The following is a 19447-nucleotide window of genomic DNA, read 5'->3' as shown; positions in this document are numbered from 1 at the left end:
GCCGGGCGAGGGCATAGGACCCTTGAGCGGGTGACAGACGAGGCGCGATACAAATGACAACAGACGACAAACCCGTTTGGTCAGCAGGCCCATGGTGAAACAGGTCGCTGGATACTGCGTCGTTTTCGCGGCGGTTCTGCTTCTACCAGGCTGCGGGCTGACCGACCATGGCTTTCTCGCCTCGGCGGGTCCGGTAGCACAGGCCGAGCGCGACCACTTCTTTTCCATTATCGGATGGACGCTGATCGTCATCGTGCCGCTGTTCGTGGCCGCGCCGATCGTGCTGTGGAAATACCGCATCGGCAAAAAGGGGGCGGTCTATCGGCCGAACTGGGATTTTTCCTGGATCCTGGAAGGGCTGATCTGGGGTTTGCCCGTCGTCGTCGTGGCTGTTCTGGGCTGGAATCTCTGGCAGGTCTCGCACAAGCTCGATCCGTACAAGCCGATCGCACACGACCGGCCCGCGCTGGATGTTCAGGTGGTCAGTCTCGACTGGAAATGGCTGTTCATCTACCCGGATCAGCACATGGCGGCGGTCAACGAATTGGTGCTGCCGGTGGATCGCCCGATCCACTTCAGCCTGACCAGCGCCACGGTGATGCAGTCGTTCATGATTCCGCGCCTGGGCAGCCAGATCTACACCATGCCGGGCATGGTGACCCAGTTGCACCTGCTGGCCGCGAAACCGGGCCGTTACGGCGGCCTGAATACGCAATACAACGGCGAGGGATTCGCCGAACAGAAGTTCAGCGTCCAGGCGGTAAGTGCGGCGCGGTTCCACGAATGGGTCGCCGATCAGCGCTCGCGGCCAGCGCTGGATATGGCCGAATATCGCAAGCTGAGCGAACGCTCCATTCTGCCCGAGCCCAAGACGTTCGGCAGGGCCCCATCGAAGCTGTTCGAGCGCATCGTGTCCGATGCCAAGCGTATACCGGCGGCGTCGACCGCAGTGGCCGCGCCCAAGTCCGATCATGAAAAACAGCGCGAGAAAGAGCGTTTGAAGCAGCAACGGCGCGACTATCGAGAGCAGCAGTCATGATCACGCATCCGCTTCATTTCTGGTTGGGCAAGCTCGGTGTCGATTCATTGCCGTTCGTCGAGCTCATCAAGGACCCCAATTCCAGCACGGTGATCGGCGCGGTCGCCGCGGCTATCGCCATCGGCGGTGCCGTGGCCGCGCTCGTGCTGATCACCTGGTTCGGCAAGTGGCGCAGCTTCTGGAGCGAATGGCTGACCACGCTCGACGCCAAGAAGATCGGCATCATGTATATCGTGGTTGCGCTGGTGATGCTGATCCGTGCGGTCATCGAGGCCGCGCTGATGCGTACCCAGCAGATGCTGGCCGTCAATCAGGCCGGGCCGCTCTCGCCCGAGCACTTCGGCGAACTGTTCTCCACCCACGGCACCATCATGATCTTCTTCATGGCGATGCCGTTTCTCATCGGCTTGATCAATGTGGTCATGCCGCTACAGATCGGCGCGCGAGACGTGAAGTTTCCGCTGCTCAACGCGATCAGTCTGGCGCTCACCGCTTCCGGCGGTGCCTTGATCATGATCTCGCTGGTCATCGGCAAGTTCTCGACCGGCGGCTGGAGCGGTTATCCGCCGTTCACCGAGCAGGCGTTCAACCCCGGCCCCGGCGTGGATTACTGGATCTGGGCGCTGACGCTGAGCTCGATCGGCAATACCCTGACCGGGCTCAATTTCGCCGTGACCATCTACAAGATGCGTGCGCCCGGCATGACCTGGTTCCGGGTGCCGCTGTTCACCTGGACCGCGCTGTGCACCAGCATCCTGATGATCTTCGCCATGGTGCCGCTGACCGTGGCCACCGCCATGCTCGCGCTCGACCGCTACGCCGGTTTCCACTTCTTCACGAATGCGGCCGGCGGCAACATGATGAACTACGCCAACCTGTTCTGGCTGTTCGGGCACCCCGAGGTCTATATCGTCATCCTGCCCGCCTTCGGCGTGTTTTCGGAAGTATTCTCCACGTTCTCCGGCAAACGCCTGTACGGCTATCACTCGCTGGTTTTCGCGACCATGGCGATCGCCGTACTGTCGTTCACGGTCTGGCTGCATCATTTCTTCACCATGGGCCAGACGGCCGACATGAACGCGGTGTTCGGTATCGCCACCATGCTCATCGGCGTGCCGACCGGGGTGAAGGTCTACGACTGGCTGCTGACCATGGTGCGCGGGCGCGTGCGCCTGACAACGCCGATGCTGTTCTCGATCATGTTCATGCTCACATTCGTCATCGGCGGCCTGACCGGCGTCATCCTCGCCAACCCGCCGGTGGATTTCGCCGTTCACAACTCGCTGTTTCTGGTGGCGCATTTTCACAACATGCTCATCCCGGGCACGTTGTTCGGCATGTTCGCGGCCTACTATGTCTGGTTCCCCAAGATGTTCGGGTTCCGGCTATCGGAGCGCTGGGGCCGCATCTCGTTCTGGTTCTGGTCGTTCGGGTTCTATCTGGCGTTCATGCCGTTGTACGCGATCGGCCTGATGGGCGGCATGCGGCGTACCGTCGAATGGTACGAACCCGCCTATCTCCCGTGGCTGATCGTGGCGTTCGTCGGCGCGTTGCTGATCACCGCCGGCCTGATCAGCCAGATGATCCAGCTCTGGGTGAGTATCCGCGATCGTGCCGAGCTGGCCGTACCGGCCGGCGACCCCTGGGACGGGCTCAGCTTGGAATGGTCCATGAGCGCGCCGCCGCCGGAGTACAACTACGCGGTCGTTCCGCGCGTGCATGACCGCGACGCCTTCAGCTGGATGAAGCACCACGGCACGGCGTATACCGCTGCGGACGAGTACGAGGACATCCAGATTCCGAAGAACAGCGCCGTGGCCCCGGTGATCGCGGTCTTTGCGGTCCTGCTCGGCTTTGCGCTGACCTGGCATATCTGGTGGCTGACGATCGTCTCGCTCGTGGGCATCTGGGCCGCGGTCATCGCGCGCAGCTTCTATCAAGACACCGAGCACACCATTCCCGCCCGCCAGGTGCGCGAGGAACACGAAAACTGGCTGCAGTCGTTGCGCGAGATCAAAGCGGTCACGCGCGAACAGGAAACCACGCCGGCCAACCGCGGCCTGGCGGCGGAGGCGGTATGAGCACGACACGCCAGCAATCGCGCCATCCGGGGCTGAATCTGGGCCACACGGACCCGGGCACGCACGCGGCCGCCGAATCCGTGCTGTTCGGTTTCTGGATTTTTCTGATGAGCGACCTGGTGCTGTTCGCACTGCTGTTCGCCACCTATGCCGCCCAGAGCCAGCACGGGGTCGCCGGCGGGCCCACCCCGCACAGCCTGTTCGAACTCAAGAACCCGTTTATCGAGACGTCGTTGTTGCTGGTGAGCAGTTTCACCTTCGGCATGGCCGCGCTGGCGCTCAAATACCGACAGGATCGCCTGCGTCTGGTGGGCTGGCTGCTCGTGACCTTTGCCCTGGGTGCCGGCTTCGTCTATCTGGAAGGCAGCGACTTCGTCAAATACATCTCGGAAGGCCATGGGCCTCAGCGGAGCGGCTTTCTGTCGTCGTTTTTCCTGCTGGTGGGTACCCACGGTCTTCACGTGACCAGCGGCCTCGTCTGGATGCTGGTCATGATCGTTCAGCTGGGGGTGCTGGGCCTCACCCGCGAGGTCAAGATGCGCCTGATGCGCCTGGCCATCTTCTGGCACATGCTCGATGTCGTGTGGATCGGCATCTTCACGTTCGTCTACCTGTTTGGAGCGGCCTGATGGGAATGCCCCCAAGCCAATTGCCGGATAGCGAAGCCGAAGACCCGCGCAAGGAAATGCGCGAGTACTGTATCGGCGGCGCATTGGCCGTCCTGTTGACGGCGCTCGCCTTTGCCTTCGTGCACTGGCACGTATTCGCGCCGGGGATGCTGCTGGGCGCGATCACGGTGTTGGCTGCCTTGCAAGTCGTCGTGCACTTTCGCTACTTCCTGCATATCGACCTGCGCCGCTCGCACCGCGACGAGCTGCAGCTCATTCTGTTCACCTTCCTGATACTACTGTTGATGGCGGGCGGTACGATCTGGATCCTCTGGAACCTGCACTCCCGTATGTCGTAGGTGCCGGCAGCCGGGCGAGTGCGCGACTGCATGGACGGTTGATCAAACGGATAGCCCGAGGTGCGCCGACCGGCCGCCGCCACCCCGATTGGCCGATAACCCGGCTCGAAGTCGAGCAATACCAGCTCAAGCGCGGCGGGTGCTGCGTTCCCGCAGACAGCGGGAAAGAGAGCGCGACGCCTATACGCGCCGAGTACACTGTTGCCGGATTCGCCCGCGAGCGATGCCGATACGCCGATCGCTTCAATGGCGCGGCGCGCGGAAATTGGTAGGCTCGGTGGCGCCAACAGCGCCGAATTCCAGAGCGACCGGTCGGCAAGGCACGCTTGCAAGCGCGTCGCGCTGGCACGATTGCGATTTTGACAGGCAACGACCGGGATCAGAGGTTCAGCAATGCCGCCAGAACAACACGCCGAGCAGCACGACGACATCCTCCTGGAAGCGTCGGACGAGCGAGGAATCCTCCGGCTGACGCTGAACGATATGGCACGCCGCAATGCGCTCTCCGAGGCCATGCTCGCCCGTCTACGGGAGTCGCTCGACCGGGCCGCAGCGGATAACACGGTGCGGGTGATCGTGCTGGCGGCCCACGGACCGGCCTTCTGTGCGGGGCACGATCTCAAGCAGATGACGGCCGTGCGCGACGCACCGGATCGGGGCCGTGCCTATTTCACCGAGTTGATGGCGGCTTGCTCGGGCGTGATGCAGGCCATCGTCGACAATCCCAAGCCGGTCATCGCCGAGGTCGCAGGTGTGGCGACCGCGGCCGGTTGCCAACTGGTGGCCAGTTGCGATCTGGCCTACGCGAGTCCAGAAGCCCGCTTTGCCACGCCCGGGGTTCATATCGGCTTGTTCTGCTCCACGCCGATGGTCGCGCTGTCGAGAAACGTGTCGAACAAGCACGCGATGGAGATGCTTCTGACCGGCGAGCTCATACCGGCGGAAAGCGCCGCCGACATCGGGCTGATCAACCGAGTCGTGCCGGCGGAGGAGCTGACGGCCCATGTGACCGGTGTGGCGCACCAGGTGGCCGCGAAATCGAGCATGACGGTGGCCACCGGCAAGAAGGCGTTCTACCGCCAGCGTGAGATGCCGTTGGCACAAGCGTACGAATACGCCTCGGGCGTCATGGTCGAGAACATGCTCGCGCGCGACGCGGAAGAGGGGATCGATGCTTTCATCGGCAAGCGCGTCCCGGAGTGGTCGGACCGATAGATCGTGCCTAGGCGGGAAGCAATGCCTTGACCGACGCCTTCAACGTCAATTTGGCCAGCGACCGGGCCAGTTTCCGATAAGCAGAGAACGGCGGGCAACGTTTTGAGTTAGGTCTAATGCGGCCGGATCACTCCAGGATCCGTACTGTCACCGGATCCGCCCGGAATGTGGCAATGCAAGACTTGACGCAAATTTTCTCGAACGGCCGCCCGCTCGGCGGCTGTGCCAGGAGGTCGCCGAGCGGGCGGTGGTGAGCGTCAACCCATCAGGTTCAACGCCATATAAGCGATCAACGCGATCTGGATCAGAAAGAACGTCGCTCGCACCGAAACCAGCACGAACGATGTCCCGATCAGATGCGCGATGCTTTGTACCAAGCGCGCATAGAACACGTACGCCGCCAGAGCGTCCACGACCGCGCTCTGGCCGCTGGCCACGCCGGCCAGCACCACCGCTGCGAACAACGGCAGATTCTCTACGCAGTTCATGTGCGCGGCCTTGGAACGCTGCAGTAGCGGCGGATCATCGACGGCCTCGCTGCTGTTGCGTTCCCAGTGGTCGGCGCGCTGGCGGCCGGCCAGAATCACGGGTACGCGATACGTCGCATAACTCAGCGCCAGCACGATCGTCCAGAGTACAAAAGCCATCAAAGCGGTAATCGCGGTCATGTAATTCTCCCTTCGTTGTTGTAGTCCGCTGGAGCGACAGCCGGTGGGCCGGGCACCTTACTCGTTCATAACGCTAGCAGATAATCGCAGCGCGCTCGCACAATACGAACACGCCTTCGCGTATGGCCGCCCCCAGGACTTTGAAGCAACGGGTGACGCGAGATCAACCGGGACGGCCGTAAAGCAAAGCGGGTCGATAGTCGCGGCAGATGGGAAATTGTGGTCTATCCCCAAAATGCGTAGGTGCACAATGCAAGACCTGACCCCGAACTTTTTCCGTAATAAGCTGATTCTCGGATAGCTTAGGAGCCAGCGTCGCGAATTAGGGCTATTGACGCAACGTAAACCTTACGATGAATTTAGATTTTGTATCCGACAAATCGGGTCGGCGATCTCATCACTCACGGCGCCGAATGCGAACGGGTTTCCGAATTTCTGCTCAAGCTCTGGTGCCATACCAGCAGCGGCAATTACGAGTGGAGGCTACCGCAAGGCGCCCGTATCGTGGATAAGGCCACGTGGGAAAGAGCAGTGGCCCCGAAGAGGGGGCTCTCGAACGCCCCCCGAGTTTTGCAGATGCTACTCCCTGGCCAGGAAGCCGCGTACTTTGATATCTCCCGGGTTCTCGTCACGCTAAAATCGACGCGGCGGGCGCAGCACGGGGCCTGATTCAGGGCGATGTAATCTCCGATGACCGTGGTATGACGCGGGACATGATTCAGCCGCCGAATGAGCTGGAGCCCGAAAACCGTGCAGAGCACCCAGGTACATCGCAAAAGATATCTGACCCGGTTACTCAACATACGGTTTTCAAGTAAGGACCTCAGCGAATATATCGGTTGGCCATTTATCTGTTGAGTTGCGGACCTCGGCGTACTTGAGCTTCTCACCCATCGCTACCAGCTGCCGTTCAACGATTTGGTCAAAATCAAACAGCGCATCGCGGCGGTCGCGAAACCATAGCTGCCAGTAGCCAACGCCCTGATCCAGCCTTAACTCCAATGTTTTGCCGCTCGAAAACTCAATGCCCAGTTTGCGGTGGTGCGGAATATCCCTGTTGGAGGTTGCTACGGTCACGTCCACGGGTTTATCCAAAATAGTGCTGACCCAGCTACGGAGGAAAAGCTCGAAGTCCTGTTGCTCTGCCCAGTCTTCGAAAGTCTTTCGTCCGGCCCACTTCCCCGATTTGAATAGCGTGTGGACACCAATATGTGCATCGGACGTCAACCGCCCGCGAAAATAACTTAGAATAGAACTGAGGATTGCAACCGCAGCTGGGTTCTGGATGTAACGGTCTGAATACCAAATACGGCTCACCGCTGCATCTTTCAGCAACTCGGACGCAGCAGGGCATTGTGCTATGACTGCGTTCCAAAAACGGCTACCGAATCTCCGCCAAGGCGCATTGGCCTCATCGCGGATCTGAATGATTGCCACCGGAGCCAGATTGGTATCTGGAAAATCGAATGGCTGCAATTCGAATGCCGGACAGGATTCGGACGATACGACAATCTCACCTGCTTGGTGCCAATTTTCTCCCGGCACGGTGGCCCGGGTGTCCCCGGTGGCTAGCGTGATGATCTTTCCATCGAGGAAAACCTGGGCGGCAAGGGGTTGAGGCAGGCGCTTATTGGCCAAGCCAATTCTGGCCCCTAAAGACCTTAGGCGGTCGAGGTCTTGCAATAGCACCTGGTCTCCGATGTGGTCGGGCAGAAGCAAGTCGATTTCGAGTTCGTCGTTGAACAAGTACTGCTGGATGGCCTTGTTAAATTGTGGGGCCAACAAATCCCACTCGGAAGCGTCGCCCGTGGCCCGCATACTGACTTTATGCGCTCCGCGATTGATCAGCCGTCGCAGCACGATTTCCATGCTGCCTGGACAGTATCTCGCATCTTCCAACCCGAGTTGATCATCGCGGGTCAACACTACGTGGCGCGTAAAATTTTGGCCCAGCCATTGCAGCGCAAGTTTGCGGTTCAGCATGCTGAAATCATGGCGTGTCTGGCTGTCAAGCAGACACTCGCTACAGCTGGTCTCGCAGAATTCACATTCCAGCTGCTTTGCCATGCCAAGTAAGAGCGCTTCCACGTGTTCCGGCGCGCTACTGGAAAAGCCCGCACCGCCGCTCACGACATCGAATAGTTGGAGGACAAGAGCCGCTTGGCCTTCCGGTAATTTACTTGGACGGGTAGCGTAACCCAGCTCATCTCTAGATATGCCTAGAGTCCCAGCTAATGCTGCCCGCATGGCCACGGCTAGGGTCAGGGCGATCTGCTGGCATTCCTTATCGGAATCCAGAAGATACTCGCCTGTCTCGGGGTTACGGATAATCAGTTCGAATACATCGGTTGTCGAGATCGTCCCTAAATAAATGCCGGCTTTTACATTACCGCTTTCGGGGCAGGCGACACGGTGGTTATTGCTGTCCTTATCCTCCTTGCCGGGCCGGGGTGGAAAGTGATTCTGGCTTGGCCTCAACCCCGGCGGGTATTCACCCTGGGGGGACATAGAATCAGCACGTCCGCAACCCAGACACAGGGCATAACCTTGGCCATTCTCCCCGGCGCTGTAATGGAAGACCCGCCCATCATGAGCAAAAGACATGTCGCCGAGAGCCGGGTTGGGTAAGGGGACGGGGGTGGCACGGACGAAAACCCAAGGCGTTTCGACGGGGATGAACTTCTGGCGCTGCACGTTATTGGAAATCGGTGCATAGGCGTCAGTTACAAACCCGGTCGGTTGTAAAACCTTGCGAATATTATTCGGTTTGATGAGACTCTGACATCGGTTATTGCTGCAGGTCAGCTCCGACATCTGGCCAAGCCCTTCTTCGTAGCCGACTTGGCCGCACACGTCGCAACGCCAAGCGGTATCCATCTTCTGGGCTTCCTTACTCTCGCTTGACAAATTATGCCAATGCAGAGAAACCCCTGCCGACGTGAAAACCCGCCCATCAAGAACAATTTCGGCGCCTGGAGCGTATTCGCGAATTGCAATCGCCAGGTTGCGGGAGGGCAGGCCTTTGTAGCGAGCGATATTGTCTTCTCGCTCCTTATTTTCGCCCCTTATTTCCCTGAGATAGTCTTCGATTGTGAAATTGTCGAAATTGACTACATCTGTAGGAAACCCATAGCCCGGTAGAAATGTTCGGGCAGCGAGGTCGCGCAATAAATATTCTTGACAGTGTCGGGATTTTTCGATCTCCAGACGCTTCCGGAAGGGCGTCTTGGGTTCGGCACTGGCTTCTTGGGCGCTGAGATTACGGTAGCTTTCTTGCCAGCGTTCCTGGAGTTTTTTAATAGCTTCTAGAGAATACTGCCGTAATCGATGGGGTTTGATGCCGTCCAAAGCTGTTCGCTTGACCAGTCGGTAGAGCGCGTCGTCGAGGCACTTGAGCTCGGCCAGTGCTAGACGTTCCATAAATTGATCACAATGGGACGGGCCAGCCTCGTTATGGAAGAACCACGCCGTGTTCAGCTTGGTTTTTTCGGTGCGCGTGGGGGCGACGATGTTGCAAAGATAATCCGACAGCAGCAGCGAATTGACATGACGCTGCACCAGTTTCTCCGAATTCAATGCGACGGCTGGTGCCGGTATCGCTGTTTCAAATGGCCATTCCGGCCTCATAAAAACCTGCTGATCGTGCGGGTTGTTCTTGCAGAGCGTATAGGCTATGGCCCTGGATTCGCTGCCGCGCCCGGCGCGCCCGGCGCGTTGCAGGTAGTTCGCTGGGTGGGGCGGTACATTATTCATGGCCACCGCGGAAATACCGCCGATATCGACGCCCATTTCCATCGTTGTCGAACAGTTCAATACATTGACCTGTCCCTTTTGGAACTTACTTTCATATTGCTCTAGACGGCCGGCGGACTGTTGCGCGGAATGTTCAGCAGTGCGGTAGTAAAAACCGCCTTCGACCGCTCGGTCGCTGATGTCTGTCCAAAGGTTTTCGACACGCAAACTGGCTATCAGCGGATCATGGCCTACCTCGGCTCGGATCTTTCTGAGCCCGGTGTCGTAGTCCTCTTGAGAGTTGTCAAACCGCCAGATCTCGGGCATCTCGACCGGAAGGGTGCGGTAGCGCTCACGTAGTTCGTCAACCGACCGCGAGAAATCAATGTGCGCAGGAAGGTAAGGGGTCAGACCTTTGAAACTAGTCGTCAGCAGTTTGTTAGTTACCGGGCAGACGTCAGCCCAGGCGGTCAGGGAGAATCGTATGTTCTGGAGAGGAAGAGAGTATTGGTTGCCGTCGGGTTTAAGAATGAAGCTGGTCTGAGTCAACTGCTTCCACGCCGCCTGCAGCCAACTGTTCACCAGATCGACATGGGATGTGTCGCTCGGACTCAGATTGGCGCCCAACAGCAGGAGTTTTATCAGCCGTTGCGAGTAATAGCCGCCTCGAATCTGCGGCCAGCGTTTGATTCGAATCTCATCTTTCTCTTCGGAGAGGGGGGTTCTCAGCGTCTTGGGAGAAAAGTGCGCGCCTACCCACCGGGTCCAGTCCCGGTCGGCTTGTACATAGGTGTTCTCTCGAACATAGAAATCTAGCGCCACGATAAGAAAGCTGCGCCAGTCGTCGAGCGTTAACCCATTTTGTTCCCAACGCTCGGGAGAGCGGTCTATGTGTTCGAGGCCGGCATAGCCTAGCTTGACGAGGCCCAACGTCTCGAGGCTATTCTGTCGCTTCGGCCGGCGCGCGAACTCTCGAAACAACAATAATTCCGAAAGCTTAAGAGGCCCAGCGTCTCGTCCGAAAGTTTCCGGATCCAAGTAACGGTTGTAATCCAAGATCGAGCTTCTGATGTCCTCTTTGCTCGATAATTCGTTAACTACTTCCCCCCACGATAGCGATATGAGCGGGATGCGAGGCTTATTGCCGGTTGCCGTATTCAGCTTCTGTCGGAATTCATCTATGCTCTGCTCCTCTCGCTTCGCTTGGGTATGTAAGCCAAGATTACGGAATTGGTCTGCCTTTTTTCGGGCATCGGCTATAAACCCGTGGAGCGTTTCGGCATCTAGATCGGGAGAGCATTCAACCTCCTGCGCGTGCCGGCGCTGGTGCCAGCTCAGTATTTCCACGACAAGACCGCGCAAGCGGCTACGTTCGGCTTCCTGCTGCATGCGTACCGACATGCGGGCCGTTCCTTGCCGACTATCAGTAAAGGTGATCAGTCGGCGTCCGCGCCCAGGGAGCGATTGCTTTCCGTAATCCGAGGATTCGAAATCCTTACAATGCTCAAGAAGGGTTGGCACCGCGCTACTGACATAGAAGGGGGCGCCCAACAGTGCCCTTCTGAACGTTTGGCGGCCGTGCGAACCCCTGTATTCGCATCCAGGTCGGCTGCACTGTGGGTCGGAGTCCCTTAGTCCCAGCTGGACATGGTCATCGGATCCCAAATCGAAGGAGCCAGTGCGCTTATCAAAGCACTGGGCAAGGTAGTTCTCGCCAGCGTTGGCCGCGGGGCACAGCGCCAATTGAGGTTGGATATGGTCTTGCTTGGTACCGGCGATAGTTTGATCATCGTCCGCCGGCGTTTCCTCTTGTAACGAAAATTCGTCGATGCTTACGCCTTCCCACTGCATCAGGCGGCCATAGGCATCCCGAGCGAGTAAATGAGGTTCATTGCAGTCATGGCAAAAAGCCAGCTCAAATACCGGGCTGCCACAAGTACAAGTCTGCCGCTGGGTAGGGTATACATAGCCAAAAGGCCAGCCATTCTCCAGAGAAGTACCTCTCTTGGCTGAACAGTTGGCGTCGAAACATGCCCACAAACCATGGGTAGTACGCTGAAAAAAGTGCCCCCTGAGCTTCAAAAACGCCGGTTTGTCAGATGCCGGACGGGTTCCGGAGCAGACATCTAGCCAGCGCAAGGTTTCCTGAGCCGAGGGCTTGCAATCGCTATCGCCGTGCATGCCTGTAATAATCTCGGTCAGCGTCAACGGCTTTTCGGCATCTACCACGAGCCCCCTCAGGCGGCGCGCTTCCGGACTATGGACCAAAGCGTCGTAGCGGAGCTTGCTCGCTTCGCGGTCTTTGGGAGAATCCGCTGGTATCGATTCCAGTTCGTCCAGCGACATGGTGCGGCTTCGGCAGGGCGGGAGTTCTGGCGTAACTCTTTGTCCGTCCCAGACGTCGATATTGGCAACTGCTACGCCAGACAAGTCCGATAGGAATCGTTTCAGACGTCCGGTGGCGTCGGGGTCGCCGGCAATAGTGGCGGAAGTCGCCACAAAGCGAATGTTTTCCGGCTCGGCACCAAAGTTGGTCATCACCCGGCGTAGCTGTAACGCCAGTTCGGCCGCCTGTGAACCGACATAGGTATGGGCTTCGTCGAGCACAATCCACCGCAGCGATTTTTCTGCTCGCGATTTTCGTACGATGGGGGCGTCTACCTGACGCACCATCATGTATTCCAGCATGGTGCCGTTGGTTACCAGAATCGGCGCGGGTTTCTCCCGCATCAGCTGGCGCGACAACACCTCGTTGGGCCGCTGCGCCTGTTCTGCCCGATTGCGTGCGGTTTCCTCGGTATTGCCGTTGTAAAGGCAATAGCGGATACCGTTGCCGAAGCCCCGTGTCCAGGCATCCAGACGCTCCCGCTGGGAATTTATCAACGCATTAAGTGGATACAAGAACAGTGCACGTACACCTTCTAGCGGCTGTCTGCCGCGAGCGACGTACTCGCGATGAAGATCTTCAAGTACCGGCACCATAAAGCATTCTGTCTTGCCCGAACCGGTGCCGCTGGTCACTATGACCGAGTGCTTTTTTTCCAGAAGCGACCGCCAACTGGCCAGTTGGTGGGTGAACGGCTGCCAATCCGCGCCGAATCGATATCTGCCATTGGCGGCGTTGTCCAGAGAATTAACGACTTCGCGGCTTAGCATGCTGCCGTCGGTCGCCAAGTCGTTCATGGTTTGTGGAGAGGTCTCCCAGCCAAACATCTGCTCGAAAACGGGCGGAGCTAGAAAAGATCCAGCGTTGCCGGGATCCCGGCTCATAATATCGCCCAAGTGCGCGCGCAAAGCGGGATCGGTTATACCCAGAATGCTTAGGGTCGACTCCGTAGCTCGCGAAAGCGCTTGGCTAGAAAGATTGGCAAAATAGTTATTCATCGTCTGTTTTTTTGTTTAATAACGTGCGAGCCGCTTTAGCAGGCAGTATTGGTAAACCGATGTAAACCAGTTCGAGTCGAAATCCCGAACCTGGCGGAGGAAGAAAACGGATTTTCTGTCTTCACTAAAGATATCGCCAAGTTCGGCATCACCGCTGGCCACTGCCGCAGCGAACATGGGCATATAGACCACCGCGTTGCGAAAGCTCATGGTGGTATCGAAATCAATAACGGCTTCCTGTTGGCTCCGCTGCCACTGTTTGAGCTCGCTGCAATAAAATTCTGGCCACTGATCCTCACTGTGGACCCTGATCAACTCCTGATGCCAGCTATGCAAGACGGCTTTGAATGCCTCGTACGGAACATTCATGTGCGAACTGGATAAGTGGCCACCCAGGTAGGCCTGCACATTTCCGCCATAGCTGGGAAGTGTTGCACCGAGTTGCTCCAGATAGCGGTTTGAAATTTCGTCGATAGCCTCGGGTCTAACGCCATTTTCGGCGAGAAAAACGCTAAAGGCCCGAAGCGCTTGTTGTATGTGAGCGATCGGAAAAAGCTCCCAGAGGATCGGGAACTCTGTTTCGATCCTGCCAAGAAACTTGGGGTCCATCTCGAACTTGAACAACGACATAGCCAAAGCCCGCGGGTGGTGTACCAGCGCCTTCCAAACCTCGAAAGTGGCGAGTGGCAGGTAGCCATACTGATCGTACAGTGCTCGCAGGAACTGCCAGCCACTGTGCAACGGGTTTTCGGCCATGGCGTTCAGTACAGGAATGAAAGGACTCGAAGATGCCGAGGCCGTCGGATCAAAATTTAGTACTGCGCTTTGTAAACTGCTGGAGGGTCGGGTCGTGGCGGGTGCCTGCCAGTTGCCTGGCAGAAAAATTGGCCGGAAGGACAAAGAATCCGACGTCGATGGCACGACCAGCCACGGGCCGTCCCTGTCTAAAGTGGCCGGCAATTCGTAAGTACCGACATCGGTACCTTGGCTGGTCCGTGAAACCAGCAACCGTGCACGCTGATGGGGGTCATGCAATAGCATCAGAGCCGGCTCGGGGAATGCGTCGTTAATTTTATTGAGCCCGGAAGTGGCTAGCAGCCCGCGATTACGGTCTAGTACCAGCTCTGCCGAGTGCTGACGTATGCGATAGATTTTGTCTCCGACGCCGGGCGAGGATATCCGTAATTCCACCGTCTGGTCGATATCACCGCTGAGCGACATGAGATCAATAATTTGCTCGCGCAAGTTGTATAGGCTGATTTCGACCGGCTTGTTGATGACCTGGTAGGACCAGCGGCAATAAACGTGTCTTGCTAGCGAGCCGCTTAGGGTCAACTCAAGGACAAACCAGGTGGCGGCCTGCGGTTTTGCGAACAAAAGAAGGCGGCTACCCAGTAGGTCGTCAAACGATAGAACCGATTGCAGCTTATCGCCTTTTTTATCGAAACCGAGGCAGCCGGTCCCCGGAAAAGGCAAGGTAATTTCTATGGGGTCTGCTAGAAGGCTAGGGGTTACAGTCAGCCGCAGTTCCACCGGTGGGAGACTGTTTGCTGTTAGCCGCAACTCGGTATGGTCGTCATGCCTTATCTGCCGGGTGGTGACCGTATCGGTTTGGATATCGAGCAGAACGCGCCGGGATGAAAACACCAAAACACTGCCTTGTCCGGCGGTATCCCCGGGGCGCAGTTGTAGACGAAAACCGGTTGGCAGGATTCCCGCCTTGCGTCGCAGTAGCGAATCGCCCTGTCGGTTGCGAATGGTGACATGGCGAACGCCCAGCATATCCTCTGCACCGACACTTCCAGGTTCGTGACCGCCTATGAGCAGCCGGGTATCGTATTGCGCACGCGGATCGGAGTTCTTCCAGCTTGGTTTCGGTAGGCCTATGAAGGACAGCGCTGGCTGGGTAGCCCAACCGACGGATTCCCCGGCCAGCGCCAGTCCCGGATCGCCACTTGAGCCGTGGCCCGTGCGAATCCGGTAGGACTCATCTGCGTTGAGCTTCAGCTCGGCCTTGCCGCAGATCATTACAGCCACGAGCCCCAGCATCTCCGGCATTGGGATAATTTCCGGCTGGCCCTCGACCACTTCGAGATCCTCGATAACGCTGCCCGCAGGTAGGGCCAGCAGGAGCTCTTCGCTTGCGGTGTCTAGCGAAGCTTGGCCACAGAGCTGCCAATCGTCGCCTTCTCTTTCAAAGCCTAGAGGCACTTCCCCCAGTGCAACATCACTGCCCGTAAGCTGACTGCTGGCAATGACTATCCCGCCCGCCATGGCTACTAGACCAAGGGGCAGATGACTGGACTGGCGCGGGCCGATCACTTTGGGATTGCGGAGCTGGATTCTGGCTACCAAGTCATCGAGCGCCGCATATCCGGGGCCTATCGCCTTGATCGACTGCTCGCCTTCGACAATAGCCAGCTCGAAACGGGTAGTCGACGGCTGTGTTTCGAGTCGGAAACTAATTTGTTTCGGCAGATTGACCTTAAACCAAAGGTGTTCCGGCTGGCTGGGCCGCCAAAGATGCTGCCAAAGTGCTGAATCGTCTCGTTTGCGTTTTTTGGTCTCGCTGGTCGCTCGGTTAAGCAGGTGGTTCAGTAGCCTGTTGCCGGTCGTGTTATCCAACGGCAGTGGAAACTGTTCGCGCCACCTAGGGTTATTGGTGTCCAGATGGACTACCGGATCGTTGGTATCCGTTAGCCTGTACTCCCTGACCAGGGCCACTAGCTGGTCCGTCATCTCGGCTATTAACTGCACGGAAACGGCTTCCGAGAAGACCGCCGGCAGATTGATACGCTCGAGCTGCTGTTCGACGTGTTTAAAGGTGTCATAGCCCAGCAACCGGGCTTGGTCATATTGCGCGAGCGTGCGCTCGAACAACGTCTGGAAGCGGTTATCTCCTTGGCGAAGAACTTGAAACGGTAGGCCGCCTTCGCTGAACAGGGAGCCTAGAAAATTCCGTGTGCCACTGTCGTAATGGTGCAAGGGCCGCTTCCAGTAGCCCTCCAAGCCTTTGCTGACAACTGTGGCGCGTGCATTCGGCAATAATTCGTAGCCCAGCCGCTGCCAGATTTGATCCCAGCTCCAACCAAAATTCTGCTGATAGTCACGTCGGTACCATTCCGCGCAGAACAACACGAATGCGGCACAAGCGGCGCGGTTTTCGTCGTAGCTTGCCTTCGCACCCTGCCTTTTCAGCAAATTCAAAAGCTCGAAATACTCATCACGGTTGCATTGATAAGCGTATAGCGGCCGCTGGTCCGGTTGCCCCATGAAGCGTCGCTGCAGAAATTTATCGAGCCAAAGCGAATATTGAAGACTTAGAGTATCGACCATGGTCCGGGACTCTCCCAGTACGTTCTTTATTAGTTTGCAGGCTTAGCTATCTGCACGCGCGGCTCGGCGCAAGGCTTTGATGGCCGCGGCTCGCGCTGACCGAAGCGCCAATGGGGGGCGGTTAAAGCGTCGGTGGGTGCGATACTGAAATTCGGCAAGATCAGTGACGAGAATTGCACGACGTGGCGGGCGTAATAGACGCCGGTTCTAAAGTTGCCCGTCACGATATCTCCATACGAAAATTTAAGAGCTTCGCCGCCGCATGCCACGAGCCCCTAATCAATTTTTGCAATGTCACTTCTTCGGCCGGCGAACCCGCCGGCCACACGTCGTTCACCATCCCGGAGTGTTTGTGTAAAGCGTCGGAGATGCCGGTTCGACCGGGCTAATGGCGTTTTCGGAAATCGCAGACAATGAATCGAAACTGGGTGGGTCAAGTTGCCGCGTCCGGACGGCAAAGAAACGACGAACGGCGCTATTAAGTAACGACGCATTTCGCACTGTACTCTGCACTTTGGGATCAGGTCTTGCGTTTCGTGTCAAGGCGGTTGGGCGCCTTTGAGTTGATAACCACGACGCCTGACCGTTGGCCGCGCTGATGCTGGATGGCTTCGAGCAGGCCAGCTTTTATGCCCTCGAAAGCTTTTCTAGGCATGTTCTAGCCTCCTTTAGCTAACCGAACCGCGAGCTCCGACACTCGATTAATGCGCCACCCAACAGCCCGCTGCAAAGCGTCCTGCTCAGCAAACACAACCAACCGCTGCCGCCCCCGAGTTAACCCCGTATAAAACAACTCCCGCGTCAGAACCGGCACAGCATAATTTGGCAAAACCAAGGTAACGGAATCAAACTCCGACCCCTGACTCTTGTGAATGGTTATCGCATACACGGAATCGTGCGCGGGTAGTGCGCTCGGTAAGAAAGCCCGCAGGCCGTGGTCCCCCATGAACCAGACTCGAATTTGCCCAAATTCGTTGTATAGCGCAACACCCACATCGCCGTTGTAGAGCCCGGTTTTGTAGTCATTTCGTCTAACCATGACCGGGCGGCCGTGGTACCAGGCGTTGGCCGGGTTGAAGTCGAAGCGGCGGGCCAGGCGTTCGGTGATGCCGGCGTTGATGGTTTCGCTGCCGACCGGGCCGTGGCGTACGGCGGTGAGCACGCATTGCTTGGCGAGCTGGGCGAGGGCGAGCGATGGGTCGGTGGCTTCGCAGAGGCTGGCGTAGTCGTCGGCCAGTCGATCCATGAGCCGGCTGATGGCGGCGGCGTCCGCGCGGTCGTGGTAGACGAGATTGTCGTAACCTGCGTCGAGCAGTGCTTGCGCGGCGTCGACATCGCCCGCATTCACGGCGGCGGCGAGGCGGCCGATGGTGCTATCGGCGTTGAAACGGCGGCTGGTTTGTAGCGTGACCACGTGATCGGCCAGGGCGTGGTCGGCGGTTTGCATGGGTTGGGCGAGCAGATCGCCGGCGGCGGCTTGCTGTTCGGCGGTGAAGCGGTTCACGCCTGCGTTGGCACAGATCTCGGCCAGCACGGAGCCGGATTCGACGGAGGCGAGCTGGTAGCGGTCGCCGAGCAGGATCAGCCGGGCATCGTTTCTTATCGCGTCCGCGAGCTTGGCCATCATCGGCAGGTCGACCATGGAGGCTTCGTCGACGATCACCACGTCGTAGGGCAGTGGGTTGTCGGCGTTGAAGCGGGCACGGGTGGTGGCACCCGTCAGGCCGAGCAGCCGGTGCAGGGTTCGGGCGGTCTGCGGGATGTGTTCGCCGACGGTGGCGTGGTCGAAGCGGGTATCCGCGCCCATGTCGTCCAGGCCGTTGCGGACGGATTCGAGCATGCGCGCGGCGGCCTTGCCGGTGGGCGCGGCCAGGGCGATGAGCGGCGGTGTGTCGTTCTCGCCGAGCGCGGCTTCGATGAGCACGCGCAGAAGGCGCACGATGGTGTAGGTCTTGCCCGTGCCGGGGCCGCCGGAGATGACGGTGAAGTGATGGCGTAGGGCGGCGAATGCGGCGACGGCCTGCCAGTTGGTGGCGTTCGGGTTGGCAGCGTCTGCGGCGAACAGGCCGTTGCCGGGTTTGAGTGTGTCGACGTTTACCGCGTTCGGTTCGGCGGCCATGAGTGCGCTCAGGCGTTCGGCGAGCTTGGTTTCGTAGGCGTGATAGCGCTGCAGATAGAGCCGGCCGGCTTCGAGAATGAGCGGGCGGGTCGGTGTTTCTGCATGAGCGGCGTCGGCGTCGTCGAGCACGGTGACGAGATCGCTGGCGGCGAGCGCGTCGGGCAGCGCGGCCTGGTTCGCGGCGCTCATCAATGCCTTGGGGATCTGATCCAGCGCGAGGCAGGTATGGCCTTGTGCGACGGCCCAGCTCGCCAGCGCAAAGGCGCGGGCCACGAGACGATCCGCGCCGTGGCGGCGGGCCCAGTCGGCCAGAGCGAGGTCCAGATCGGAGAGGTTGGCGTCCTCGGCGAGTGCCGTCATTTCTTGTTGCGGCTCGGCCTTCGGTTCCTGTGGCTGCTTGGGTTTGGGCGGGGCCGGTTCGGTGTCGAACAGATCGCCGGTTCGGGATTCGTTCATGGGCGGCCTCGGGAGGGTTCGGGGCTTCGGCGGGTCTTTGTGCTCGAGCGGTTTGAACGAAATGTTCGGGTGCATTTGTACCTTGGGTTTCGCACTGTTGTGCGAGTCACTTTCATTTGCTTGTCCAAATGAAAGTAACCAAAGCAAAGGACACCCTGTCTTGCGTCGGCGCTACGCGCCGATGCCCTGCGCGGCTGCGGCCGAACGCGGGCCAGCCGGAAACTCGCTACGCTCAAACATCCGGCTGGCTGTATCCGCGTTCGTCCTCCGCTGCTCGGCGCTGCGCCCAAGGGAGCGAATACAGGCAAGCTCGCTGGCGCTCGCTCAAGGTCACGCTTTTTGTAGGTCGGATTAGCCAAAGGCGTAATCCGACAGAACGCAGCCACGGGCGACGATTCAGTTCCTGGCTGTAACGACTCTGGACTACGGACTAACCTGCCTGTATTCCCT

9 protein-coding genes are annotated in these 19447 nt (G+C 58.6%); 5 read left to right on the top strand and 4 right to left on the bottom strand.

Going from position 1 to position 19447, the window contains the following annotated elements:
- The first annotated feature begins 91 nt into the window (after positions 1–91).
- The 5 genes from T31B1_RS09610 (at position 92) to T31B1_RS09590 (ending at position 5302) form a co-directional block, all read left to right on the top strand.
- Positions 92–1039, top strand: coding sequence for a cytochrome ubiquinol oxidase subunit II family protein (locus T31B1_RS09610; RefSeq protein WP_353249263.1), 948 nt, complete (start codon positions 92–94; stop codon positions 1037–1039).
- Entirely contained in the window at positions 1036–3120 is a 2085-nt protein-coding gene (locus T31B1_RS09605) for a cbb3-type cytochrome c oxidase subunit I (protein WP_353249262.1), read from the top strand. Before T31B1_RS09610 ends, T31B1_RS09605 begins: the two co-directional genes overlap by 4 nt.
- Positions 3117–3749, top strand: coding sequence for a cytochrome (ubi)quinol oxidase subunit III (locus T31B1_RS09600; protein WP_353249261.1), 633 nt, complete (start codon positions 3117–3119; stop codon positions 3747–3749). The genes T31B1_RS09605 and T31B1_RS09600 overlap by 4 nt, the downstream gene beginning before the upstream one ends.
- Positions 3749–4087: a cytochrome o ubiquinol oxidase subunit IV gene (gene cyoD, locus T31B1_RS09595; protein WP_353249260.1), complete on the top strand. Its 339-nt coding sequence runs from the start codon at positions 3749–3751 to the stop codon at positions 4085–4087. Before T31B1_RS09600 ends, cyoD begins: the two co-directional genes overlap by 1 nt.
- A 393-nt stretch (positions 4088–4480) precedes the next feature.
- Positions 4481–5302 carry an enoyl-CoA hydratase gene (locus T31B1_RS09590; protein ID WP_353249259.1) on the top strand — a complete coding sequence of 274 codons (822 nt, stop codon included), beginning with the start codon at positions 4481–4483 and terminating at the stop codon, positions 5300–5302.
- 257 nt (positions 5303–5559) lie between these two features.
- Here the strand turns inward: T31B1_RS09590 and T31B1_RS09585 are convergent, their stop codons facing one another.
- The 4 genes from T31B1_RS09585 to recD all read right to left on the bottom strand — a co-directional run bounded on the left by T31B1_RS09585 (position 5560) and on the right by recD (position 18997).
- The gene (locus T31B1_RS09585; RefSeq protein ID WP_353249258.1) at positions 5560–5970 is read right to left on the bottom strand and encodes an MAPEG family protein; all 411 of its coding nucleotides are present in this window, start codon (positions 5968–5970) and stop codon (positions 5560–5562) included.
- Positions 5971–6780: 810 nt separating this feature from the next.
- A complete protein-coding gene (locus tag T31B1_RS09580; protein WP_353249257.1) occupies positions 6781–13086 on the bottom strand; it encodes a DEAD/DEAH box helicase family protein in 6306 nt (2101 codons plus the stop codon).
- A 15-nt stretch (positions 13087–13101) separates the two neighbouring features.
- Complete coding sequence (locus tag T31B1_RS09575) at positions 13102–16422, bottom strand: STY4851/ECs_5259 family protein (RefSeq protein ID WP_353249256.1); 3321 nt, start codon at positions 16420–16422, stop codon at positions 13102–13104.
- A 658-nt stretch (positions 16423–17080) separates the two neighbouring features.
- Positions 17081–18997: an exodeoxyribonuclease V subunit alpha gene (recD, locus tag T31B1_RS09570; protein WP_353249255.1), complete on the bottom strand. Its 1917-nt coding sequence runs from the start codon at positions 18995–18997 to the stop codon at positions 17081–17083.
- Between the last annotated feature and the right edge of the window lie 450 nt (positions 18998–19447).

This window comes from Salinisphaera sp. T31B1, assembly GCF_040361275.1.
GTDB lineage: Bacteria > Pseudomonadota > Gammaproteobacteria > Nevskiales > Salinisphaeraceae > Salinisphaera.
This window is presented reverse-complemented; position numbering and strand designations above follow the sequence as displayed.